This is a genomic window from Burkholderia sp. BCC0506, from assembly GCF_902833145.1.
GTDB lineage: Bacteria > Pseudomonadota > Gammaproteobacteria > Burkholderiales > Burkholderiaceae > Burkholderia.
Genome location: NZ_CADFEN010000004.1, coordinates 86,915 through 108,639, shown reverse-complemented (window position 1 = coordinate 108,639; position 21,725 = coordinate 86,915). Strand labels below are relative to the sequence as shown.

Sequence of the window (21,725 nt, the reverse complement as noted above, 5' to 3'; positions counted from 1 at the left end):
GAGATCTGTTCTGTCGGAAACGATGGCGCGAAGCGACGCGGCCGCGCATCGGCGACGCGCGACCGCTCACACCGACGGCCGGCCCGCGACGGCGTTTGCCGCGCTTCCCCGAAAGACGCCCGTCGGCCCCGCGCGCAGGCGGGATTCGCATGAACCCTAGCGTAGCAGCGAGCGCCGCCGCGTTCCAGCGAAACGGCCGCGCTTCACCCTTGCGACGACGGCAGGTACGGCATCGGGTTCACCGGCTTGCCGTCGCGTCGCACCTCGAACAGCAGCGCGACGCGCGAGTTGTCGAGGTCGCCCATCTCGGCGATCGCATCGCCCTGATGCACGATATCGCCCGTCTTCACGAGCAGCTTGCGGTTGTGCGCGTAGGCCGTCAGGAAATCCGCGTTGTGCTGGACGATGATCAGGCTGCCGTAATCGTTCAGGCCGGTGCCCGCATACATCACGCGGCCGTCGGCCGCGGCGCGAACCGGGTCGCCCGGCCGGCCGGCGATCTGGATGCCGCGGTTCTGCCCCGGCCGGAACCCTTCGACGATCTTGCCGGTTGCGGGCCACCTGAGCGCGACACCGCCCGCATGACGCCGGGTTTCCTTGACGACCTGACGATCGCTCGCGGCCGATGCGACGGCCTGCGAACTGGCCTGTGAACTGGCCTGTGAAGCGGCCTGCGCAGTGGCCGGAGTGCCCGCCGCGCCATTGCCCGCGACAGTCTGCGTGCCGGCCACGCCGGCGGGCGGCAGCGGCTGCTGCTTGACGATGCGCAGTACCTGTCCCCTGCGCAGCCTGCCGTTCGCGGCCAGCTTGTTCCAGGTACGCAAGTCGGCCACGCTGCAATCGTTCGCGGATGCGATGCCCGTCAGCGTATCGCCGCGTTTCACGACGTACTTGCGCGCGACGAGAATCGGCGCGGGCGGCATCGTGGCGGCCGCCGGCGCGGCAGGCTGGCTCGCATCGGAAGGTTGTCCCGCCAGCGTGTCGCTCGGCGGAACGGACTGCGTACTTGCACAACCGGCCATGACGAGCACGGCGGCCAGGCCCGACAGCCACGCCGCCTTGCGGTGAATCTCGCGCGTTTTCATGGACGATCCGACTCCGGTTTGACAATCTTTCAAGCATCTCAAAAACGGAACGGCCGACGTGTAACCGGATGCAAACAATGATGACAAACGATCACGGACCGGATGCCGGCCGGCATTCGCTACCGGTAATACGGTCCGATCCGGAAAAACTTGATGGTCTTTCCGCAGAAAAACGGAAGCATTTTCGTCGCAAAAAACTATGGCCGATTCGTTTTGATAGGCTCGAACCTGACATTCACCGCAACCATGCGACGAATTCGGCCCCGGCCCACGCGACGCCGATGCACAGGAACAGCAGATGCAGCGCGATCTTGAACGACACGCCCCACGACGGATCGATCCGCATGACAGGCTCCCCGGTTGATGTGCGTTCATGATCGGCCATCGATCGCGCCCCGAAAATGCGGAAGCGGCGAACCGGGCCTCAGGCTGCCCCTGAGACCGGCGCGGCGGTTCCTGCTAACTTATCGGCCATTCCCACCCCTCGCCTCGCCCCATCATGCGCTTCGACCTGACCGACCTGCGGCTCTTCCTGAACATCTGCGAGGCAGGCACGATCACGGGCGGCGCGGAACGCACGCACATCACGCTGCAGGCGGCGAGCGAGCGCATTCGCGGAATGGAGGACGAGCTCGGCGTGCCGCTGCTGCACCGGACCAAATCGGGCGCGCAGGCGACCGATGCGGGGCGCGCGCTCGAACACCACGCGCGCACCGTGCTGCAGCAGATCGATCACATGCGCGGCGAACTGCAGCAGTACGGCCAGGGGCTGCGCGGCCATATCCGGCTGCTGTGCAACACCGCGTCGCTGAGCGAATACCTGCCCGACGCACTGGCCGATTACCTGCCGCGCCATCCGAAGCTGTCGATCAGCGTCGAGGAACGCTCGAGCCAGGAGATCGTGCACGCGATCCGCAACAAGACGGCCGAGGTCGGCATCGTCGCCGATTCGGTCGGCCTCGGCGGGCTCGAACAGAAGCCGTTCCGCGAAGACTGGCTGATCGCCGTCGTGCCGGCCGCGCACCCGCTCGCGTCGCACGACCAGGTCGCGTTCGACGACATCGCCGACGAAGACTTCATCGGCCTCACCGACGGCAGCGCGCTGCAGGTGCATCTCGCCGACCAGGCGCGCGCGATCGGCAAGCGGATCCGCTATCGCGTGCAGTTGAAGAGCTTCGACGCGATCTGCCGCGTGATCGCGAGCGGCGTGGGCATCGGCATCGTGTCGCGGCACGCGGCCGAGCGCGCGATGCAGACGATGGACGTGCGGCTCGTCGAACTGTCCGATCCGTGGAGCCATCGGAAACTGACGCTTTGCGCGCGATCGTTCGACGCGCTGCCGAAGTACACGCAGGCGTTCGTCGCGTTCCTGTCCGGCGACGCACCGCCGCGATGACGCACGCCGTATTCGACTCGACCCATCGACACACGGAGACATGGCCATGACCGATACCGATCTCGCCACCCGCTACCGCGCGTATATCGATTGCCTGAACCGGCAGGACTGGACGGCGCTCGGCGCGTACGTGGCCGACGACGTGATCCACAACGATCGGCCGCTCGGCCTCGCCGGTTACCGCGCGATGCTGGAACAGGATTTCCGCGACATTCCCGATCTCCGTTTCGACATCCGGCTGCTCGTGTGCGAGCCGCCGCGCGTCGCGTGCCGTCTTCGCTTTGCGTGTGCGCCGAAGGGGACGTTCATGGGGCTCGCCGTCGACGGCCGCAAGGTCACGTTCGCCGAGAACGTGTTCTACGAATTTCACGAAGGCAAGATCCGCCAGGTGTGGTCGGTGATCGACAAGGCGGCGATCGAGAAGCAGCTTTGAACGTCGTCGAAACGGCGGGTCGCCGCGCGCGCTGCAGCCGATGGACAGTCGCGGATCGAACGTGCCTCGATTCGTATGGATAACGTTTTCTCTCTTCATGCATCGGAAACCTGCTCCGATGCCGCGCTGCCGTGCGCCGCTTGCAAGCCGTTCCTTCGGGCGATTGCTGCGCACCCGTCACGAAAAATCCCGGCGATTTCCGTGTAATTCCACCCAACCCCTCACACTCCACCTTCCTGCCATTCGGGTTTCTACCGGCGCATTCGACGTGAAAGTTCATTGACATCGCGTCGCTCGATGCCTAAATTTGGAAAACGTTTTCCATCGCTCGAGCGCGACGCCGGTCATGGCCCGCGCAGGGGGAACGTGTGCCCGCTCGCTATGCGATCCAGGCCATCCGCGTGCAGGGAACAGGGTTGCAAGGCGGAGGCCGGGTACGGGCATCGCGCGCGGCATCGGCCACACATGCCCGTGCTTCACCACTATTCAAAACTGGAGACACCATGCATCCGCGCAGCAGATTCGCGCTCGGGGCCGCGCTCAGCGCCCTTTCCGTCGTGCTCGTCAGCGCGTGCGGCGGCAACGACGTGACCGACACGCCGCCGTCGCCCCCTTCGTCCACCACGCCGACCACGCCGTCGCTCGCGCCGAACTCGCTGCAGGCGCTCGTCTACGGCGCGCCCGACACCGGCGTGCCGGCCGGCACGAACATTCCGGTCACGATGATGGGCCAGATGCGCGCGTTGTTCGACCTGATCCGGAAATCGCCCGATTTCACGCAGGTCGTGATGGATCTCGGCGACGGCACGCCCGTGCACGTGCTCGACACGAATACCGGCGACAAATTCCTGCCCGGCAAGCTCGCGCTCGGCCTGTCGTACATCCTGATCGACATGAAGTCGAAGAACGACCCGCAATACGCGAGCTACCTCGCGACGTACCAGACGATCACGACCGCGATGATGGCGCAGTCCGGCAGCAACTACGCGTATGCGAACACGTCGTGGGGCGAGTACTACTATCTCGTCGCGCTGAACAACCTGAAGGCGCACGGGATGCTCAACGAAGTCTTCAGCGACGCGATGCTCGCGACGCTGCAGCAGCGCCTCACGTTCTGCGACATGTTCGGCCCCGATGCGAGCGGCAAGACCAATACGTGCCCGGCCGCCGGCACGCCGATCGATATCGCGTCGCTCAACACCGCGCAGAACTACTATGCGGTGTCCTACGGCATCGCCGGGCTGCGCCAGAAGCTCGGCTGGAGCAGCCCGTCGTTCGCATCGAAGACCGATCCGGCGGTCGCGACGATGGGCGCACGCGACGCGCTGCTGTACACGCTGACGAACCACATCCGCAACGACTCGTCGGGCGGGTTCTCCGACGAAGCATCGAACACGCACACGACCTACTACGACCAGGCGCGCTTCGACCGTTACAGCACGCTGCTGATCGGCGAAGTGGTCGAGCGCACGTTCGAGATGGGTAACGAAGCGAATCTCACGCCGGAGCTGAAGGGCTATTTGCGCAAGTCGGTCGACCTGATCCTGCCGCAGCTGAACGCCGGCGGCCAGGGCTTCAACTACGGCCGCTCGATCGGCCCGTACGGCGATTCGGCGTTCATGGAAGTGCTGACGGCCGCGGCCAATGCCGGCGTGCTGACCGACCGCGAGAAGCAGGTTGCGTATGCGTTCATCTACCAGGCCGCGCGTCGCTTCGACACGTACTGGTACGACCCGTCGCTGCCGACGCCGTCGGTGAACATGTGGGTCAAGGGCCGCGGCACCGACACGTATCGCGGCAAGCCGCGCGTGATGGGCGAGAACTTCAGCCTGCTGCACCAGTACCTGTACGTGAACGCATGGTGGAACAAGCTCGGCTTCGGCGGCCAGGCGCCGATGGCCGATTCGGATTACGCCGCCTGGCTCGACGCGCTGCCGCGCTATACGCTCACCTGGTACAACCGGCCGGGCGACACCGCCCATCCGTACAGCGCCGCGCTGCTCACCGTGCGCGACGGCCGGCGCGTGATCAACCTGAACCTCAGCCAGGCGCCCGACTACGATTCGTACACGCCGTATTACCCGGTGCCGTTCTCCGACAAGCTCATCTACGGCACGACCGACCTCGGCTATGCGCTGCTGGTGCCGCAGGTGACGTACAACGCGAAGACCTACATTCCCGTCACGTACTACAAGAACCTGAACGTGCAGCAAGGCAACGGCCAGGTGATCGTGTCGTTCGATACGACGAAGTTCCGGCTCGCGTCGAAGAACGCCGCCTACACGACGGATCTCGACCTGCAGGTGCATACGGTGCTGACGTTCGCGCACGGCACGATCTCGCGCAGCGATACGCTGAGTTCGGGCGCGCTCGCCGGCAACCTCGCGGTCGAGACCGACTTCACGTCGTTCGCGGATTTCGCGTCGACGCAGGCCAATGGCGACGGCGTGTCGGTGACGTACGCGAACAGCGCCGCGACCGGCTATACGGCATCCGGGTTCGACAACTGCGCGCTGTCCGCCTTCGACACGGTAAACGGCGCGACGAATCCGCTGTCGACGACGCCGATCGGACAACTGCACTCGAACTTCGCGTGCACGACGAAACCGTTCGCGCTCGGCGCGGGCGCGACCCGCACGGTCGGGTGGACGCTGAAGTACGCGGATCCGGCGTGAGCGGCGCGACCGCCATCCCGTGACCGATCCCGAAGCCGGTTGCCGGAACCGGCTTCGGGATCATGCATCGGCGCCCGGGCACGCGTTCACCCTCGCCCCGCCCCCGCCATGTACGCGCCGAGCGCGATCAGCCCGACGAAGAAGCAACGCTTGAACATCTTCTCGCTCATCACGCGCCGCGCATATTGCCCGCCGGCCATGCCCGCCAGCGCGGGCACGAGCGCGAGCGCCGACACGCCGAGATCGACCGTCTGCAGTGCGCCCGTCACGCGCAGTTGCAGGCCGAGCACGATCGTCGATGCGGTAAATGACAGCCCGAGCGCCTGGATCAGGTCGTCCTTCGACAAGCGCAGCGCCTGCAGGTACGGCACGGCCGGTACGACGAACACACCGGTCGCGGCCGTCACGACGCCCGTCAGGTAGCCGACCACGGCCGACAACCATTTTTCGTGGCGCCCCGGTGCGGGCAGCCGCGCCGCCGCCAGCCCCCACAGCCCGTAAAGCACCAGTACGACGCCGAGCGCCGCGTGCGTCCACGTGCTGCCGGCCGCGAGTGCCGGCAACCCGCCCGTCAGCGTGCCGACCGTCAGGCCGACGAGCAGCGGCCACAGCCGGCGCAGCAGCGCGCCGAACGACGGACCGAGCCACAACTGCCACACATTGGTGATGAACGACGGCACGAGCAGCAGGCTCGCCGCGGCCGACGGCGGCATCGCGAGCGTCAGCAGCCCCATCGCGATCGTCGGCAGCCCGAGCCCGATCATGCCCTTGACCGCGCCGGCCAAAAGGAAAACCAGCGCGATGATCGTCAGCGTATGCATTTGCATGGCGGCATTCCGTCCGTTGAGTACGGCGCCGATGGTGCCTGCCCGGCATGCCGCCCGCCATCTGGTTTTGCCTGAGGCTGGCTCGGGGCCGTCCGACGGGGCTGTCAGGCTCGTCGATCCGGCCCCGTGAATCACCCCCGGCCTTGCTCGCTGTCGAGGTGCGCCATCTGCGCGGCCGGATAGCGCTCACCGGCCGCCGCCCCGGCGGGAACCGCCGCTTCGATGCGCTCGAGATCATCGACCGTTAGTTGCAATTCTGTCGCCTGCAAACCATCCTGCAGTTGCGTGCGCTTGCGTGCGCCGACCAGCGGCACGATGTCGGCGCCGCGCGACAACGCCCACGCGATCGCGACCTGCGCCGGATTGCTGCCCTTCTCGTCGGCGATCGCGCGCAGCGCGTCGACGAGCGCGAGGTTGTGCGCGAGGTTCTCGCCCTGGAAGCGCGGGCTCGCCGAACGGAAATCGCGCTCGCCCTGCCGTGCCGCGCTCCAGCGCCCGCCGAGCAGCCCGCGCGACAGCACGCCGTAGGCCGTCACGCCGATGCCGAGTTCGCGGCACGCGGGCAGGATCTCGGCCTCGATCCCGCGCGACAGCAGCGAATACTCGATCTGCAGATCGGCGATCGGCGCGGCGGCGGCCGCCCGGCGGATCGTGTCCGCACCGGCTTCGGACAGCCCGATATGGCGCACGTACCCGGCCTTCACGAGATCGGCGATCGCGCCGACCGTCTCCTCGATCGGCACCGCCGGATCGACGCGGGCCGGGCGGTAGATGTCGAGGTAGTCGGTGCCGAGCCGCTTCAGCGAATACGCGACGAAGTTCCGGATCGCCGCGGGCCGTGCGTCGTAGCCCGCAAACCCGCCCGCCGGATCGCGCAACGCGCCGAATTTCACGCTGATCAGCACCTGGTCGCGCGTCCGGCCGCGCAGCGCGTCGCGAATCAGCATCTCGTTGTCGCCCATCCCGTAGAAGTCGCCCGTATCGAGCAGCGTGATCCCGTTGTCGAGCGCCGCGTGCAGTGTCGCGATGCTTTCGTCGCGATCCGCCGGCCCGTAAAAATCCGACATCCCCATGCAGCCGAGCCCGATCGCCGAAACCTGCGGGCCCGTGCGGCCCAGTTGACGTGCGTCCATGTCCGTGTCCTTGCGGTAGTGACTGAATAAACCGGATTCTGGACGCATCGCGGCGTGCGATAAACGCGAAACCCCCAACCAATTCATTCGACACTGATTAACAATGGAGCCTGTTCCCATCCGCCACGCTCCCGCCCCCGCATGGACCATCTGCAAGCAATGCGCATCTTCGCGCGCGTCGCCCATCTGGGCAGCTTCACGAAAGCCGCCGAGCAACTTCAGCTGCCGCGCCCGTCGGTCAGCAACGCCGTCCAGTATCTGGAGAAGCACCTGAAGGTCCGGCTGCTGCAACGCACGACGCGGCGCGTCGCGCTGACCGCCGAGGGTGCGACCTACTACGAGCGCTGTACACAATTGCTGGCCGATCTCGACGATGCGGAAACGCTGTTCGAGGATGCCGGCGCGTCGCCGCGCGGCGTGATCCGCGTCGACCTGCCCGAACGGTTCGCGCTGAACCACGTGATTCCGGCGCTGCCGGATTTCCACGCACGCTACCCCGACCTGCGCGTCGTGATCAGCATGACCGACCGGTTCGTCGACCTCGTGGCCGACGGCATCGACTGCGCGGTGCGGGTCGGCGCGCTGTCCGACACGTCGCTCGTCGCACGGCGCGTCGGCGAGATGGCCCAGATCAACTGCGCGTCGCCGGCCTATCTCGCGCGCCACGGCACGCCGCGCTCGCCGGACGATCTGCCGGACCACGTCGCGGTCGGCTATTTTTCGAGCCGCACGGGCCGCGAACTGGACTGGGAATATGCGGACATGGATTCAGGCGAGATGCACACGGTGAAGATGCGCAGCGTCGTGTCGGTCAACAGCTCGCAGGCGTACCTCGCCTGCTGCCTCGCGGGCCTCGGGCTGATCCAGGCGCCGCGCGACGGGCTCGCGCCGCTGCTCGCCGACGGCTCGCTGGTCGAGGTGCTGCCGGAATGGAATGCCGGGCCGCTGCCCGTGTCGGTGGTGTTCCCGTCCGGCCGGCACCTGGCGCCGCGCGTGCGGATCTTCGTCGACTGGCTCGCGCACACGCTCGGCGGCACGCACCGGGCGGACTGACGACGGCCGTGCCGGGGCCATCCACCCCGGCGCCGGCGCCCGGTCGGAACGTCAGAACTTGTGGCGGATCGCGGCGCGCACCGAGAACTGGTTCGACGACGCCGACGGGCCGTCCGTCCCGACGACATAGCCGCCGTCCGCCGCCGTGCCCGTCTTGTCGCCGGCTACCTTCTGCCACGCGCCCTGCAGGTACACGTCGGTGCGCTTCGACAGGCTGTAGTCGGCCATCAGCCCGACCGTGTGGTACTTCGGCTTGATCGAACCGGCCGCGGCATCGTACTTGCCGTCCGTGTACACATATTGGGCGCCGAGGAAGAAGTCGGGCGTGAGCTGGTACTTGCCGTTGACTTCGAAGTTCTGGAACTTCGTCGCGGTCAGCCCGAGGCCGGCGAACGTCGACGCCGGCAGATACACCGTCGATACCGGATTCTTCACGTCGGTCTTCGTATAGACGAAGCCGACCGTGGCCGGGCCGAACGTGTAGTTGACGCCGCCGCCGAAGATCCGCAGGCGATCGGCGACGAAGTTCGCATCGTCGGCCGCGATCGCGCCCGCGCTGCCGACGCCCGGGTTGTTCGCCTGCAGGTACGCGGCCGCCACCTGCAGCCCGGCCAGCGAATACTGCGCGCCGATGCTGTACTGGCGGTTGTTCGAGAAGCCCGTGCTGTTGCTGAAGCTGTACGTGCCGCCGAAGGTCAGGCCGTTCCAGTCGGCGCTCGCGTACTTGACCGTGTTGTTGACGCGGAACGAGTTGTCGGTGTTGTCGTTGTCGAACGGGTGCGAGAACAGCGTGCCGCCCCAGTTGCCGTTCGCGGTCAGCGGCGCGAGATAGTCGACGACGGCATCGTACTGGCGGCCGAAGGTCAGCGTGCCGAAGCGCGACTCGGACAGCCCGACGAACGCCTGACGGCCGAACATCCGGCCGCCCTGGCCGAGCCGGCCGTTGTTCACGTCGAACCCGTTTTCCAGCGTGAAGATCGCCTTCAGCCCGCCGCCGAGATCCTCGCTGCCCTTCAGGCCCCAGCGGCTGCCCTGCGCATAGCCGCTCGCGAGCTGGTAATTGGTCTTTCCGACCCCATTGACATTGACGTTGTTCGTGTAATTGAAGCCTTCGTCGATCAGGCCGTACAGCGTCACGCTGTTCTCGGCAAAGGCCGGCGCGGCGAAAGCAGCGAGCGCGGCGGCAAAAATGACGGGGTTCTTCATGACGGATCTCCGGAGCCGGGGGCCGGGCAGGCCGAACGCCCGGCGAATGTTTGGTCTGTTCTAGCTGTGGCCCGCAGGGCGGACGACGCGGTGTGCGGCCGCGTGAGGACAAAATGGTGTCACGTCGGAAACCGTCCGTCCATCGGGTGCGGGTCGTCGCGCGCAAAGCGTTGCGCTCGTCCAACTGCCCCGTTGCGCAGACAGCCTGACCGGGCTTATCGGCAGCGGCCGCCGGGCCGGCCATCCGCGTAAACCCGATGGGCGTCGCATCGGTGGCACAATGCGCATCCGTTCGCCATTTCTTCACGAAGTCATGCTTCACCCCGATTCACGCGCGGCGCATGCCGGCCGTGCCCGCGGCCCGCGCCGCAAGGCGCTCCGATGACCGCGCCCGCCCGGGCCGGCCGCTACGCCGAGCTCGACTTCTTCCGCGGCCTCGTGCTGCTCGTGATCGTCGTCGACCACATCGGCGGCAGCATCCTGTCGCGCGTCACGCTGCACGCGTACGCGCTGTGCGACGCGGCCGAGGTGTTCGTGTTCCTCGGCGGCTTCGCGACCGCCATCGCGTACAACTCGCTCGCCGAGCGCCACGACGAGGCCGCCGCGCGCCAGCGCTTCATCCGGCGGGCGTTCGAGATCTACCGCGCGTTCCTCGTCACGGCCGGCCTGATGCTCTTGATCACCGCCGTGCTGAATGCGTTCGCGATCGACGGCCCGAACATGCCGACCAACGATCTCGACGGGCTGCTGCACAAGCCGCTCGCCGCGCTGCGCGACATCCTGCTGTTCCGCCGCCAGCCATACCTCGCGTCGGTGCTGCCGATGTACGCGTTCTTCGCGCTGCTCGTCCCGCTCGCGCTGCCGCTCGCCCGCACCCAGCCATGGCTGCTGCTCGCGTTCAGCGGATCGCTGTGGTACGCGGCGCCGCACGTCGCACGTTTCTTGCCGACCGTCGAAGGCGCGCCGTGGGATTTCAACCCGTTCGCGTGGCAGTTCCTGTTCGTGCTCGGCGTGATCGCGCGCTGCCAGCCCGTCTACCAGACGCTCGCGCCCAGGCCGCAGGGCTGGCTGCTGACGGCCGCGTCGCTCGCGATCGTCGCGGCCGGCGCGTACTACCGGCTGCGCATCGAGCCGTTCCCGACCGATCCGTCGATCAAGCAGAACCTCGGCGCGCTGCGGCTCGCGAACTTCCTCGCGATCGCGTGGCTCGCCGCCAAGCTCGTGCACCTCGGGTGGATGAAGAAGATCGCGCACGCGATGCCGTGGATCGGCACGATCGGCCGGCAAGGATTGCTGTGCTTCGTCGCGGGCACCGGCATCTCGCTCGCGGTCGATTCGCTGCTCTACCAGGCGACCGAAGGATATCTCGACGTGCCGCTCGGGCTGGCCGCCGACGCCGTCGCGATGGGGCTGCTGTATCTCGTGGCCAAACTCTACGGGCCGCTCGTCGCGCGGCTGCCGTTCCGCTCGCGGCGATGACGCGCCGCGCCGTCATGCGCCGCTGCTACGATAGCCGGCGTCTTTCCTGAAACGATTCGCCATGCGCCGACTCGCCCTTCCGCTCGCCCTTGCCCTGATCGCCGGCGCCATCGCCACCGCCCATGCCACGCCGCCGGCGCAGGCGCCTGCTGCCGCGCCGTCGGCATCGCCCGCGCCGCCGGCCGTCCAGACCGCCACGACCGCGTCGGCCGCGCAGGAGCCGTCGGTCAATCCGGGCAGCAGCGTCGTGCTGCGCACGTTCCGCTCGGCGTCGCTCAAGCGCGACTGGTCGTACACCGTCTACCTGCCGCCCGGCTACAACCCGGAAGGGGCGCGCTACCCGGTGATGTACCTGCTGCACGGCAACGCGGGCAACGCGAACGACTGGATCACGCAGGGCCGGCTGCAGGCCACCGCCGACACGCTGATCGAGCGCCGCGACATTCCGCCCGTCGTGATCGTGATGCCGCAGGGCGGCACCGACTGGTACGTCGATCGCAAGGAGAAAATGCAGAGCGCGTTCCTCAACGACCTGCTGCCGGAAGTCGAAGCACACTTCGCGGTGTCGAACCAGCGCGCGGGCCGCGCGATCGGCGGCGTGTCGATGGGCGGTTTCGGCGCGCTGCGCTTTTCGCTACTCGAGCCGGGGCTGTTCTGCGGCGCGATGCTGCTGAGCCCCGCGATCTATGCGAACGAGCCGCCGCTCAATTCCGCGGCGCGCTACGTCGGCGTGTTCGGCGACCGGCAGTTCGATCCGCGCGTGTGGCACGAACTGAACTACCCGGCGCTGCTGCGCGGCTATTTCGCGCGCAACTGGCGCGTGCCGATGTTCATCGCGGCCGGCGACGACGACCTGACGATCCAGGCGGAATCGAGCGTGCTGTACACGCACCTGCGCCGCGCGCAGAACCCGGCCGAGCTGCGCATCGTCGACGGCGGGCATACATGGGACGTGTGGCGCGGGATGCTCGGGCAGGGGTTGAAGTATGCGCTGGAGTGCGTGAAGTAAAGGCCGGCGGGCGTTGTCTCGCCCTGCCGCTCGGTCGGCTGCGCGTTGAACGAAAGCCACGGTATCCCGTGCGCTTAACGATGTCGCTCGAATCCTTACCGGCCGCATTTCGTCTACATTGCCGAAGTGGCGATGGCATCGTTCGTCGCCTGCCTCCCCTACTCGACCCGCAGGAAATCACGCCATGTCTGTCTCGAAGCAATTCGCCGCCGTCACGGGCGCCGGCTCCGGCATCGGTCGCGCCGCGGCCATCGCGCTCGCCCAGGCGGGCTTCACCGTCGCGCTGCTCGGGCGCACGGAGGCGTCGTTACGCGAAACGCAGGACGCCATCCGCGCGGCCGGCGGCGACGCGCACGTGTTTCCCGCCGACGTCACCGACGAAGCGTCGGTCGACCACGCATTCGCGCAGATCGCGCAACGGTTCGGCCGGCTCGATGTCCTGTTCAACAATGCCGGCCGCAATGCCCCTGTCGTTTCCCTGGACGAATACGAACTCGACGTGTGGAACAGCGTCGTCGCGACCAACCTGACCGGCGTCTTTCTGTGCGCGCGCGCCGCATGGCGGCTGATGAAAGCGCAGACGCCGCAGGGCGGCCGGATCATCAACAACGGCTCGATCTCGGCGCACGCGCCGCGCCCCGATACGATCGCATACACGGCCACCAAGCACGCGGTGACCGGGATCACGAAGTCGCTCGCGCTGGACGGTCGCCGGTACAACATCGCGTGCGGCCAGATCGACATCGGCAATGCCGCCACCGCGCTCACGGAACGGATGACACAAGGCGTCCCGCAAGCGGACGGCCGGCTCGCGCCCGAAGCGCGAATGGACGTCGCGCATGTCGCGAGCGCGATCGTCCAGATGGCGAATCTGCCGCTCGATACCAACATCCTCAACATGACGATCATGGCGACCGCGATGCCGTTCGTCGGTCGCGGATAGCGTGCACTGCGGCCCGCGCCGGGCGGCAGCGTTCGCGCACGGGCTGCTACCGACCCGCTCCGACGCCGCCGAATGCAAGCGCATTCACGACGCAACTGAGTTTCAGTGAGGCAGGCTGATCGCCTGCTGCTCGTCTTCGAGCAGTTGCGTCAGTGAACCGTGCAACCGTTCAAGGCTGCGCGGCGGGAGTGCAAAGCTGGCCCAGCCGAGCCCACTGTGACGCAACAACAGCACCACGCCGCCCTGCAGCGGATGGCGTTCGGCGTACCAGCAGGGATCCATTTCGGTCACGAATTGCTGCGCGTGCGGCGGACGTTCCGGCACGGCAGGCTGCATCGACGCGCGCAACAAGCTCAAGTACTGGATGACTGCGTCCACATCCTCCGGATCGAGCACTGCCGCGCCCCGTTCGATCGACATCAGCACGACGAGCTTGCCGCGCTCCTCGATCATCTTGATGCTCAACGGTTGTGCCATCTTCGTCATCCTTGCCGCAGTTACGTGATCCCATTATCGTCCGCGGTACACGTCGGCCGGCTGAAGATTTGTGATCCGCGCATGAATCTTTTTTTAGAAAGCTTGATAAAGCGCGTCGTGCCCATCGTCCGCGGGGCGGCACCGCTTTCTAAATGAAATTTCATCCGGTCAGCACCGTTTTTTAACGTCCCGCGCCCGCGTGCCTTCCATAATGAATTCGCTGCCCGACCCGGCAGGCGCGGCACGATGCGTCGACGCAGCCCGCTGAAGACCGGCGCGCCGCCCCGTATTTCCGGCCAATCCATTCCTCGCCGATCATGAACCAACTGCAAGCGATGCGCGTTTTCACGCGTGTGGTCGAGTTATCGAGCTTCAGTCTCGCCGCACGTCAGCTCGGCATGTCGGCCGCCGCGGTCACGCGCAGCGTCGGCATGCTCGAAGCCCACCTGAACATGCGCCTGTTGAACCGGACCACGCGCAGCCTGTCGCTCACCGAGACAGGCCGCGAATATCTCGACGGCTGCCGCGCGATCATCGAGAAGCTCGACGAGATCGAATCGAATCTCGCGCAGGTCAATCGCGACCCGCACGGCACGCTGCGCATCGCCGCGTCGGCAACGTCGGTTGCGGCCGGGCTTGGCGCGCTGCTGTCCACGTATCGCCTCGAGCATCCGCGCGTGCGATTCGACGTGACGACGTTCGATATCCAGGTCGACATGGTGGAAGGCGGCTACGACGTGTGCTTCTGCGACGATCACCGCCTCGTCAACTCGACCTTCGTGTCGCGGACGTTGACGAGCGTGCGCGACGTGATCGTCGCGTCTCCCGACTATCTCGCGCGCCACGGCAAGCCCGTCGAGCCGGCCGACCTGAATGCGCACAGCCTGCTGACCGTGTCGAACGGCGCCGCGCGCAACTGGGAGTTCTCGGATGCCGACGGCGCCTGTCGCATCTATACGGGCAATGCGCTGGCATCGACCAGCAACACGATGGTGCGCATCGCGGCACTCGATCACATGGGCATCGCGCAATTGCCGCATCCGCTCGTGGCCGACGATCTCGCGCGCGGCACCCTGGTGCCGATTCTCGAACGCTACGAAGTGAACGGCGGCCCGCGCTGCGTCTCGATCCTCTACCCCAGTCGCAATTATCTTTCCACGAAAGTGCGCAGCTTCATCGACTACGTGGTCGACCACTATCGCGCGCCGGACCGCACCGCCGCCATGCAGCTTGCCGCCGCCTGATTCCGCCGGAATCGCGCACGCCATGGCACACATCCTGACGATCGAAGACGATCCGCTGCTGGCCGATCACATCGCGCACACGCTGCGTGCCGAAGGCCACCGGATCGACGTCGCGCGCACCGGTCGCGACGGCATGGCGCGGGCGATGAGCGCGAACTACGACGTCGTCACGCTCGATCGCATGTTGCCCGACCTCGACGGGCTGACGATCCTCGCGACGATGCGCGGCGTCGGCCTCGATACGCCGGTACTCGTGATGAGCGCGATGTCCGACGTCGATCAGCGTATCCAGGGGCTGCGCGCGGGCGGCGACGACTACCTCGTCAAGCCGTTCTCGCTCGAAGAGATGTGCGCGCGTATCGACGTGCTGATTCGCCGGCGGCCGCGCGGCACGCACGTCGACACGGTGCTGCGCGCGGGCGAGCTGGCGCTCGACCTGGTGCGGCGACGCGCGACACTGGGCGCGCACGAGCTCGCGCTGCTGCCGACCGAATCCCGCGTGCTCGAATTCATGATGCGCAACGCCGGCCGCGTGCTCACGCGCACGATGATCTTCGAGGCCGTATGGGGCTGCCGCTTCGATCCGGGGACGAACCTGATCGACGTGCACGTCGGCCGCCTGCGCAAGAAGGTGAACCGGCCAGGCGCCACGCCGCTGATCCGCACGATCCGCGGTTCCGGCTACATGCTCGGTTGAGTCCGCCCGCTACTTAAAACTTGTTTCATCTTTTTTGCCACCGGCTGTTAGGGGCCGCTCCGCAGAATGCGGTCATCGGTTGCGCCCCGGTGTTTTCCCGAACACGCGCACATCCGGCTCTTCTTCACGACGATTTCGAACGGAGCGGCACCTCATGCTGAAAATTGTCCGGCTCGCGCTCACGCGGCCCTATACGTTCGTCGTACTGGCGCTGCTGATCCTGATCGCGGGCCCGCTCGCGGCGATCCGAACGCCCATCGACATCTTCCCGGACATCCGCATTCCGGTGATCAGCGTCGTCTGGAACTACGCCGGCCTGCAGCCGGACGACATGGCCGGACGCGTGATCACGTACTACGAGCGCACGCTTGGCACGACGGTGAACGACGTCCAGCATATCGAGTCGCAATCGTTCCGCGGCTACGGCATCGTGAAGATCTTCTTCCAGCCGACCGTCGATATCCGCACGGCGACCGCGCAGGTCACGTCGATCTCGCAGACGGTGCTCAAGCAGATGCCGCCCGGCACCACGCCGCCGCAGATCCTCAACTACAACGCGTCGACGGTACCGGTGCTGCAGATCGCGCTGACCAGCAACACGCTCGACGAACAGAAGCTCGGGGATTACGCGGTCAACTTCATTCGGCCGCAGTTGCTGTCGGTGCCCGGCGTCGCGATTCCGACGCCGTACGGCGGCAAGACACGCGAAGTGCAGATCGACCTCGACCCGCAGGCGCTGCAGTCTAAAGGGCTGTCGGCGCAGGACGTCGCGCGCGCGCTCGCGCAGCAGAATCAGATCATCCCGGCCGGCACGCAGAAGATCGGCCGCTTCGAATACAACATCAAGCTCAACAACAGCCCGCTCTCGCTCGATGCGTTGAACGACCTGCCGATCAAGTCGGTGGGCGGCACGACGATTTACATGCGCGACGTCGCCCATGTGCGCGACGGCTACCCGCCGCAGGGCAACATCGTGCGCGTGGACGGCCACCGCGCGGTGCTGATGAGTATCCTGAAGAACGGCTCGGCGTCGACGCTCGACATCATCGCGGGCGTGAAGGCGAAGCTGCCGCTGGTCGAACAGACGCTGCCGCCGGGCTTGAAGCTCGTCACGATGGGCGACCAGTCGACCTTCGTGAACGGCGCCGTCAGCGGCGTGGCGCGCGAAGGCATCATCGCCGCCGCGCTGACCTCGCTGATGATCCTGCTGTTCCTCGGCTCGTGGCGCTCGACACTGATCATCGCCGCGTCGATCCCGCTGGCCGTGCTGTCGGCGATCGCGCTGCTCGCGGCCACCGGCGAAACGCTGAACGTGATGACGCTCGGCGGCCTCGCGCTCGCGGTCGGGATCCTGGTCGACGACGCGACGGTGACGATCGAGAACGTGAACTGGCACCTCGAACAGGGCAAGGACACGCGCACCGCGATCGTCGACGGCGCGAAGCAGATCGTGATGCCGGCGCTGGTCTCGCTGCTGTGCATCTGCATCGTGTTCGTGCCGATGCTGATGCTCGACGGCATCTCGCGCTTTCTGTTCGTGCCGATGGCCAAGGCGGTGATCTTCTCGATGGTGTCGTCGTTCGTGCTGTCGCGCACCTTCGTGCCGATGCTCGCGCAATACCTGCTCAAGCCGCACGCATCGGCCGGTCACGCGTCGGGCGAACTGGCCGCGGTCATGGATCCGCACGCGGGCCATGCCGGCGCGCACGACGCTCCGCCGTCGCGCAATCCGCTGGTGCGCTTTCAGCGTGCATTCGAGCGCCGCTTCGAGTCCGTGCGCGCGTCGTACCGGATCCTGCTGGGCCTCGCGCTCACGCGCCGCAAGCCGTTCGTCGTCGCCTTCCTCTGCATCGTGGCTGCGTCGTTCCTGCTCGCGCCGTCGCTCGGCCGCAATTTCTTCCCGACCATCGATTCCGGCGAGATCGCGCTGCACGTGCGTGCACCGGTCGGCACGCGTGTCGAGGAAACCGCCGCCGAGCTCGACCGCATCGAGAACACGATTCGCGGCGTGATCCCGCCCGCGCAACTGCGCGAAGTGATCGACAACATCGGCCTGCCGAACAGCGGGATCAACCTCACCTACAACAACAGCGGCACGCTCGGGCCGCAGGACGGCGACATCCTGATCTCGCTGTCGCGCGATCACACGCCGACCGCCGACTACGTGCGCACGCTGCGCGAACGCCTGCCGCGCGCCTATCCGGGCACCACGTTCTCGTTCCTGCCCGCCGACATCGTCAGCCAGATCCTCAATTTCAGCGCGCCGGCCCCGGTCGACCTGCAGGTGGCCGGCCCGAACCAGCAGGCCAATCTCGCCTATGCGCGCGAGCTGTACCGCAAGCTGCGCCTGATCCCCGGCGTCGCCGACCCACGCATCCAGCAGGCCAGCACCTATCCGCAGTTCACGGTGACGGTCGACCGCACGCGCGCCGACCAGTTGGGCATCACCGAGCAGGACGTGACGAACTCGGTGGTCGCGACGCTCGCCGGCACCAGCCAGGTCGACCCGACCTACTGGCTCAACCCGCACAACGGCGTGTCCTATCCGATCGTCGCGCAGACGCCGCAGTACCGGATGACCACGCTGTCGGCGCTGCAGAATCTGCCGGTCACGGGCGCGAATGGCCAGTCCCAGCTGCTGGGCGGCCTGGCCACGATCACGCGGGGCGTCGGCAACGCGGTGGTGTCGCACTACAACATCGAACCGCTGTTCGACGTCTACGCGACCACCCAGGGGCGCGACCTCGGCGCGGTCGCGACCGACATCGACGGCATCGTCAAGGCCACCGCAAAGGATCTGCCCAAGGGCTCGACCGTGACGCTGCGCGGCCAGGTGCAGACCATGAACGGCGCGTTCGCGGGCCTGCTGCTCGGCCTCGTGGGCGCGATCGTGCTGATCTACCTGCTGATCGTCGTGAACTTCCACTCGTGGGCCGACGCATTCGTGATCGTCTCGGCGCTGCCGGCGGCGCTGGCCGGCATCGTGTGGATGCTGTTCACCACGCATACGCCGCTGTCGGTGCCGGCGCTGACCGGCGCGATCCTGTGCATGGGCGTGGCCACCGCGAACTCGATCCTCGTCGTCAGTTTCGCGCGCGAGCGCCTGGCCGACACCGGCAACGCGCTGGCCTCCGCGCTCGAAGCCGGTTTCACGCGCTTCCGCCCGGTGCTGATGACCGCGCTCGCGATGATCATCGGCATGGCGCCGATGGCGCTCGGCCTCGGCGACGGCGGCGAGCAGAACGCGCCGCTCGGCCGCGCCGTGATCGGCGGCCTCGCGTGCGCGACGATCGCGACGCTGTTCTTCGTTCCCGTCGTGTTCAGCCTCGTGCACCGGCGCGATGCGCTCAAGCACGACGCGTCCCGCGCTTCCTCCCCTTCCGCGTCCGGAGCTTCCCATGTCCACTGAGATCGATATCAAGTCGCCGAAACGGCTGCCCAACCTCAAGCTCGTCGCCACGGTCACCGCGCTGATCGCGGTCGGCATCGTGGCGACCGGCATCATCGGCCGCGCGCACGCGAAACAGGAAATGACCAGCTGGTCCGCCGAACAGGCGGTGCCGACCGTGGTCGCGTACACGCCGCAGACCGGCGGCGAAGGCGCCACGCTCGTGCTGCCCGGCCACCTGTCCGCGTTCGAGAGCGCGCCGATCCACGCGCAGGTGTCGGGCTACCTGCATGCGTGGTACACCGATATCGGCGCGCACGTGAAGTCGGGGCAACTGCTCGGTCTGATCGACACGCCCGAGCTCGACCAGCAACTGCAGCAGGCCCGCGCCGACCTGCAGAGCTCGCTGGCCAACGAGAAGCTGGCCGCGTCCACGGCCGCGCGCTGGACCCGGATGCTCGCGCAGGATTCGGTGTCGCAGCAGGAAACCGACGAGAAGACCAGCGACCTCGCGGCCAAGCAGGCGATCGTCGCCGCCAACGAAGCGAACGTGCGGCGCCTCGAGGCGCTGGAGGCGTTCAAGCGCATCGTCGCGCCGTTCGACGGCGTCGTCACCGCGCGCAAGACCGACATCGGCCAGTTGATTTCGGCCGGCGGCGGCGCCGGCCCGGAACTGTTCGCCGTGTCCGACGTCCATCGGATGCGCGTCTACGTGAGCGTGCCGCAGAACGAGGCCGCCGCGATCCGGCCCGGCATGACGGCCACGCTGACCGTGCCGGAGCATCCGGGCGAAACCTTTCGGGCGACGCTCGCCGACACCGACGACTCGATCGCCGATTCGACCGGCACGCTGCTCGTCCAGTTGATGGTCGACAACCCCGGCGGCAAGCTGATTCCCGGCGAATACACCGAAGTGCATTTCGCGCTGCCGGCGGGCAGCACCCACGCGCTGACGATTCCGGCCAGCTCGTTGATCTTCCGGCAGGCCGGCCTGCAGGTCGCCGTGGTCGGCAAGGACGATCGCGCGGTATTCAAGCCCGTGACGATCGCGACCGACCTCGGCACGCACGTGCAGATCGCGACCGGCCTCGCGCCGGACGACCGCGTGATCGACAACCCGCCCGACTCGCTCGCCGACGGCGACCCGGTCCGGCTCGCGGCGCCGGCGGGCACCGTCGCGTCGGCCGCGCGCGATACGGAGCGTGCGCATGGCTAACCGGCTTCGGCTCTGCGCGATGCTCGCCGGCGTCGCGTTCCTCTGCGCGTGCTCGTTCGCGCCCACGTATCGCGCGCCGCAAACGGCGCTGCCGGCCAGTTTCAAGGAAGCGGGCGGCTGGCAGCCCGCGAAGCCGGCCGACCGCATCGCGCGCGACGGCTGGTGGAAGGCGTTCCGCGATCCCGTGCTCGACCGGCTCGAAGCACGGGTGGCCGCGGCCAACCCCGACGTGGCCGCGGCCGTGGCCCGCCACGACGAAGCGGCGGCGCTGTTCGATCAGGCACGCTCGGGCCTGTTCCCGACCATCGGCCTCGGCGCGCAGGTCTCGAGCAATCGTCAATCGGCCACGCGGCCGCTGCGCGGCGCGAACCAGCCGAACGTCTATGGCGACGACACGTTCGACGCGGGCTTCGACTACGACCTCGATCTGTGGGGGAAAGTGCGGAATGAAGTCGCGGCCGGGCGCGCCGACGCCCAGGCCAGCGCCGACGATCTCGCGTCGGTGCGGCTGAGCCTGCAGGCCAGCCTCGCCAGCGCGTACTTCAACCTGCGCGGGCTCGATCAGCAGCAACGGCTGCTGACCGACACGATCCACACGTATCAGCGCGCGCTGCGCCTGACGATGAGCCGGCACGCGGGCGGCATCGCGTCCGATCTCGACGTCTCGCGCGCGCAGACGCAGCTCGATTCGGCTCGCGCATCGGCCGAGGACGTCCGGGCGCGGCGCGCGCTCTACGAGCACTCGATCGCGACGCTCACGGGCGTGCCGGCGTCGTCGTTCTCGCTGCCGCCGGACCTGAACGCGGCGTATCTGCCGACGATCCCGGCCGGCATTCCCGCGACGCTGCTGCAGCGGCGCCCCGACGTCGCGGCCGCCGAGCGACGCATGGCCGCCGCCAACGCGAAGATCGGCGTGGCGCGCGCGGCGTTCTTCCCCGACATCACGCTCGGGCTGATCGGCGGCTACCAGAGCTCCGGTCTCGGCCACTGGCTGCGCGCGCCGAACGAAATCTGGTCGATCGGGCCGAGCCTCGCACTGACGCTGTTCGACGGCGGGCGGCGCCAGGCGCTCACCGACCAGGCGCGCGCGCAACTGGCGGAGAACGGCGCGAAATACCGTGCGGTGGTGCTCGATGCGTGCCGGCAGGTCGAAGACAACCTCGCGCTCACGCACCACCTCGGCGACGAAGCCGATCGCGAACAGGAGGCGCTCGATGCGGCCGAGCGCACGTTGCAGCTGTCGATGTCGCGCTACCGGGACGGTGTCGTCAGCTATCTCGACGTCGTGACCGCGCAGACCATCGAACTCGATACGAAGATCGCGATGCTGGAGCTGAACACGCGCCGGCAACTGGCGGCGGTGGGGTTGATCGCCGCGCTGGGCGGCGGGTGGTCGACCGATGAAGCCGCATCCGGTCCGCAAGCCCCGGCTCGTTCGACGAACTGAGTCCCTTGCGACATGGA

General features: G+C 67.5%; 18 protein-coding genes. 12 read left to right on the top strand and 6 right to left on the bottom strand.

The genetic code is table 11. The features are described from left to right. Positions 1 to 203: 203 nt before the first annotated feature. The gene (locus HWX62_RS10495; RefSeq protein WP_175928659.1) at positions 204 to 1,085 is read right to left on the bottom strand and encodes a peptidoglycan DD-metalloendopeptidase family protein; all 882 of its coding nucleotides are present in this window, start codon (positions 1,083 to 1,085) and stop codon (positions 204 to 206) included. A gap of 499 nt (positions 1,086 to 1,584) precedes the next feature. Here HWX62_RS10495 and HWX62_RS10490 point away from each other — a divergent pair, with 499 nt between their 5' ends. The 3 genes from HWX62_RS10490 (at position 1,585) to HWX62_RS10480 (ending at position 5,589) form a co-directional block, all read left to right on the top strand. Then, a complete protein-coding gene (locus tag HWX62_RS10490) occupies positions 1,585 to 2,481 on the top strand; it encodes a LysR substrate-binding domain-containing protein (protein ID WP_175928660.1) in 897 nt (298 codons plus the stop codon). A 46-nt stretch (positions 2,482 to 2,527) separates the two neighbouring features. Next, entirely contained in the window at positions 2,528 to 2,914 is a 387-nt protein-coding gene (locus HWX62_RS10485; protein ID WP_175928661.1) for an ester cyclase, read from the top strand. Positions 2,915 to 3,417: 503 nt separating this feature from the next. Beyond that, the gene (locus HWX62_RS10480; protein WP_175928662.1) at positions 3,418 to 5,589 is read left to right on the top strand and encodes a hypothetical protein; all 2,172 of its coding nucleotides are present in this window, start codon (positions 3,418 to 3,420) and stop codon (positions 5,587 to 5,589) included. Between the two features lie 86 nt (positions 5,590 to 5,675). Here the strand turns inward: HWX62_RS10480 and HWX62_RS10475 are convergent, their stop codons facing one another. Next, entirely contained in the window at positions 5,676 to 6,416 is a 741-nt protein-coding gene (locus HWX62_RS10475) for a sulfite exporter TauE/SafE family protein (protein ID WP_175928663.1), read from the bottom strand. A gap of 131 nt (positions 6,417 to 6,547) precedes the next feature. Then, a complete protein-coding gene (locus HWX62_RS10470; protein ID WP_175928664.1) occupies positions 6,548 to 7,549 on the bottom strand; it encodes an aldo/keto reductase in 1,002 nt (333 codons plus the stop codon). A gap of 141 nt (positions 7,550 to 7,690) precedes the next feature. Here HWX62_RS10470 and HWX62_RS10465 point away from each other — a divergent pair, with 141 nt between their 5' ends. Then, positions 7,691 to 8,602, top strand: a complete 912-nt coding sequence (locus HWX62_RS10465) for a LysR family transcriptional regulator (RefSeq protein ID WP_175928665.1) — start codon at positions 7,691 to 7,693, stop codon at positions 8,600 to 8,602. A gap of 51 nt (positions 8,603 to 8,653) precedes the next feature. Here the strand turns inward: HWX62_RS10465 and HWX62_RS10460 are convergent, their stop codons facing one another. Next, on the bottom strand, positions 8,654 to 9,808 hold the full coding sequence (locus HWX62_RS10460; RefSeq protein ID WP_175928666.1) for a porin: 1,155 nt from the start codon (positions 9,806 to 9,808) through the stop codon (positions 8,654 to 8,656). 381 nt (positions 9,809 to 10,189) lie between these two features. Here HWX62_RS10460 and HWX62_RS10455 point away from each other — a divergent pair, with 381 nt between their 5' ends. The 3 genes from HWX62_RS10455 (at position 10,190) to HWX62_RS10445 (ending at position 13,239) form a co-directional block, all read left to right on the top strand. Then, positions 10,190 to 11,287 (top strand): OpgC domain-containing protein, encoded by a 1,098-nt coding sequence (locus HWX62_RS10455; protein ID WP_175928667.1) that lies wholly within the window; start codon positions 10,190 to 10,192, stop codon positions 11,285 to 11,287. A 61-nt stretch (positions 11,288 to 11,348) separates the two neighbouring features. Continuing rightward, on the top strand, positions 11,349 to 12,296 hold the full coding sequence (locus HWX62_RS10450; RefSeq protein WP_175928668.1) for an alpha/beta hydrolase-fold protein: 948 nt from the start codon (positions 11,349 to 11,351) through the stop codon (positions 12,294 to 12,296). A 184-nt stretch (positions 12,297 to 12,480) separates the two neighbouring features. Beyond that, on the top strand, positions 12,481 to 13,239 hold the full coding sequence (locus HWX62_RS10445; RefSeq protein WP_175928669.1) for an SDR family oxidoreductase: 759 nt from the start codon (positions 12,481 to 12,483) through the stop codon (positions 13,237 to 13,239). 102 nt (positions 13,240 to 13,341) lie between these two features. On the opposite strand, the gene HWX62_RS10440 is transcribed toward HWX62_RS10445, so the two are convergent. After that, on the bottom strand, positions 13,342 to 13,716 hold the full coding sequence (locus tag HWX62_RS10440; protein ID WP_175928670.1) for a hypothetical protein: 375 nt from the start codon (positions 13,714 to 13,716) through the stop codon (positions 13,342 to 13,344). A 20-nt stretch (positions 13,717 to 13,736) separates the two neighbouring features. After that, positions 13,737 to 14,021 carry a hypothetical protein gene (locus HWX62_RS10435; protein ID WP_175928671.1) on the bottom strand — a complete coding sequence of 95 codons (285 nt, stop codon included), beginning with the start codon at positions 14,019 to 14,021 and terminating at the stop codon, positions 13,737 to 13,739. A gap of 12 nt (positions 14,022 to 14,033) precedes the next feature. On the opposite strand from HWX62_RS10435, the gene HWX62_RS10430 reads away from it, so the two are divergent. The 5 genes from HWX62_RS10430 to HWX62_RS10410 all read left to right on the top strand — a co-directional run bounded on the left by HWX62_RS10430 (position 14,034) and on the right by HWX62_RS10410 (position 21,708). Next, positions 14,034 to 14,960: a LysR family transcriptional regulator gene (locus HWX62_RS10430; protein WP_175928672.1), complete on the top strand. Its 927-nt coding sequence runs from the start codon at positions 14,034 to 14,036 to the stop codon at positions 14,958 to 14,960. Positions 14,961 to 14,982: 22 nt separating this feature from the next. Then, positions 14,983 to 15,657 carry a response regulator transcription factor gene (locus HWX62_RS10425; RefSeq protein ID WP_175928673.1) on the top strand — a complete coding sequence of 225 codons (675 nt, stop codon included), beginning with the start codon at positions 14,983 to 14,985 and terminating at the stop codon, positions 15,655 to 15,657. Between the two features lie 154 nt (positions 15,658 to 15,811). After that, positions 15,812 to 19,066, top strand: coding sequence for an efflux RND transporter permease subunit (locus HWX62_RS10420; protein WP_175928674.1), 3,255 nt, complete (start codon positions 15,812 to 15,814; stop codon positions 19,064 to 19,066). Further along, on the top strand, positions 19,056 to 20,261 hold the full coding sequence (locus tag HWX62_RS10415) for an efflux RND transporter periplasmic adaptor subunit (RefSeq protein ID WP_175928675.1): 1,206 nt from the start codon (positions 19,056 to 19,058) through the stop codon (positions 20,259 to 20,261). The genes HWX62_RS10420 and HWX62_RS10415 overlap by 11 nt, the downstream gene beginning before the upstream one ends. After that, positions 20,254 to 21,708, top strand: coding sequence for an efflux transporter outer membrane subunit (locus HWX62_RS10410; protein ID WP_175928676.1), 1,455 nt, complete (start codon positions 20,254 to 20,256; stop codon positions 21,706 to 21,708). The genes HWX62_RS10415 and HWX62_RS10410 overlap by 8 nt, the downstream gene beginning before the upstream one ends. Positions 21,709 to 21,725 lie beyond the last annotated feature (17 nt).

Bases quoted from the DNA above. Each gene is read 5' to 3' on its own strand.
- HWX62_RS10420 (WP_175928674.1), top strand. From the start codon at position 15,812: ATGCTGAAAATTGTCCGGCTCGCGCTCACGCGGCCCTATACGTTCGTC.
- HWX62_RS10495 (WP_175928659.1), bottom strand. From the start codon at position 1,085: ATGAAAACGCGCGAGATTCACCGCAAGGCGGCGTGGCTGTCGGGCCTG.
- HWX62_RS10450 (WP_175928668.1), top strand. From the start codon at position 11,349: ATGCGCCGACTCGCCCTTCCGCTCGCCCTTGCCCTGATCGCCGGCGCC.
- HWX62_RS10490 (WP_175928660.1), top strand. From the start codon at position 1,585: ATGCGCTTCGACCTGACCGACCTGCGGCTCTTCCTGAACATCTGCGAG.
- HWX62_RS10435 (WP_175928671.1), bottom strand. From the start codon at position 14,021: ATGGATTGGCCGGAAATACGGGGCGGCGCGCCGGTCTTCAGCGGGCTG.
- HWX62_RS10475 (WP_175928663.1), bottom strand. From the start codon at position 6,416: ATGCAAATGCATACGCTGACGATCATCGCGCTGGTTTTCCTTTTGGCC.
- HWX62_RS10480 (WP_175928662.1), top strand. From the start codon at position 3,418: ATGCATCCGCGCAGCAGATTCGCGCTCGGGGCCGCGCTCAGCGCCCTT.
- HWX62_RS10465 (WP_175928665.1), top strand. From the start codon at position 7,691: ATGGACCATCTGCAAGCAATGCGCATCTTCGCGCGCGTCGCCCATCTG.
- HWX62_RS10445 (WP_175928669.1), top strand. From the start codon at position 12,481: ATGTCTGTCTCGAAGCAATTCGCCGCCGTCACGGGCGCCGGCTCCGGC.
- HWX62_RS10460 (WP_175928666.1), bottom strand. From the start codon at position 9,808: ATGAAGAACCCCGTCATTTTTGCCGCCGCGCTCGCTGCTTTCGCCGCG.
- HWX62_RS10485 (WP_175928661.1), top strand. From the start codon at position 2,528: ATGACCGATACCGATCTCGCCACCCGCTACCGCGCGTATATCGATTGC.
- HWX62_RS10440 (WP_175928670.1), bottom strand. From the start codon at position 13,716: ATGGCACAACCGTTGAGCATCAAGATGATCGAGGAGCGCGGCAAGCTC.
- HWX62_RS10470 (WP_175928664.1), bottom strand. From the start codon at position 7,549: ATGGACGCACGTCAACTGGGCCGCACGGGCCCGCAGGTTTCGGCGATC.
- HWX62_RS10425 (WP_175928673.1), top strand. From the start codon at position 14,983: ATGGCACACATCCTGACGATCGAAGACGATCCGCTGCTGGCCGATCAC.
- HWX62_RS10415 (WP_175928675.1), top strand. From the start codon at position 19,056: ATGTCCACTGAGATCGATATCAAGTCGCCGAAACGGCTGCCCAACCTC.
- HWX62_RS10410 (WP_175928676.1), top strand. From the start codon at position 20,254: ATGGCTAACCGGCTTCGGCTCTGCGCGATGCTCGCCGGCGTCGCGTTC.
- HWX62_RS10430 (WP_175928672.1), top strand. From the start codon at position 14,034: ATGAACCAACTGCAAGCGATGCGCGTTTTCACGCGTGTGGTCGAGTTA.
- HWX62_RS10455 (WP_175928667.1), top strand. From the start codon at position 10,190: ATGACCGCGCCCGCCCGGGCCGGCCGCTACGCCGAGCTCGACTTCTTC.